Annotated in this window: 1 protein-coding gene; it reads left to right on the forward strand. The window is 72.1% G+C overall.

The annotated features are described in order from the left end of the window. A partial coding sequence (locus ACRDSQ_RS22190; RefSeq protein WP_431423721.1) for an IS1380 family transposase occupies positions 1–1,265 on the forward strand: 1,265 nt, incomplete at its 5' end. Between the last annotated feature and the right edge of the window lie 7 nt (positions 1,266–1,272).

Raw genomic sequence — 1,272 nt, forward strand, 5'->3', positions numbered from 1 at the left:
GGCGCAAGCCTCTCGCTGTGCACGACCCGGGCAAGGTGCTCACCGATCTGGCGATCGCGCTGGCCCTGGGTGGGGACTGCTTGGCAGACGTCGCGCTGCTACGCGCCGAGCCGGGCGTGTTCGGGCCGGTGGCGTCGGACCCGACCGTGTCGCGGACCATCGACGCCCTGGCCAAAGACGCGCCGCGCGCGTTGGCGGCGATCGACGCCGCCCGGGCGGTGGCCCGCGCCCGGGTGTGGGAACGCGCCGGTGACCACGCCCCCGATGCGGCCGCCAGCGCCGCGACGCCGCTGGTGATCGACGTCGACGCGACCCTGGTGACCGCGCATTCGGACAAGGAGTCGGCGGCGCCGACGTTCAAACGCGGCTACGGGTTCCATCCACTGTGGTCTTTCCTCGACCACGGCGCTCAGGGCACCGGCGAGCCGGCCGCGGTGCTGCTGCGGCCCGGTAACGCCGGGTCCAACACCGCGGCAGATCACATCGCGGTGATCCGCCAAGCGTTGCGGCAGTTACCGACCTACACCTCCGGGCGGCGACCCGGGCGCAAGGTGCTGATCCGGATCGACGGTGCCGGGGCCACCCACGAGCTGCTGGACTGGCTGGTCGGCCAGCGGCTGTCCTACTCGGTCGGGTTCACCCTGCCCACCGACGCCGCGCCGCTGATCGCCAAGATCCCGAAAAGTGTGTGGAGTCCGGCCTACGACGCCGACGGCCAGATCCGCGACGGCGCCTGGGTCGCCGAACTCACCGACCTGCTCGATCTCTCGACCTGGCCGGTCGGCATGCGGGTCATCGCCCGCAAGGAACGCCCGCACCCCGGCGCCCAACTGCGAATCACCGACATCGACGGCAACCGGATCACCGCCTTCGCCACCAACACCGGCCCCGGCGGCCCCGGCACCCAACTCCCCGACCTGGAACTACGGCACCGCCGCCGAGCCCGCTGCGAGGACCGCATCCGCGCCGCCAAGGACACCGGCCTGAGAAACCTGCCGCTACACGACTTCACCCAGAACCAGATCTGGTGCGCCATCGTCGCCCTGGCCAGCGACCTCACCGCCTGGATGCAAACCCTCGCCCTCACCCAGCACCCGGCCCGACGGTGGGAACCCAAACGGCTGCGACTCCGGCTGCTCGCCATCGCCGGACGCCTCACCGCGACCGGCCGCCGCATCCTGCTGCGCTTGTCCGCACACGCCCCCTGGGCCGACCTGGCCAACACCGCACTCACTCGCCTACGAGCCCAACCCGCGCCCGGCTGACCAGCCC

Source organism: Actinokineospora sp., assembly GCF_050699995.1.
Classification (GTDB): domain Bacteria; phylum Actinomycetota; class Actinomycetes; order Mycobacteriales; family Pseudonocardiaceae; genus Actinokineospora.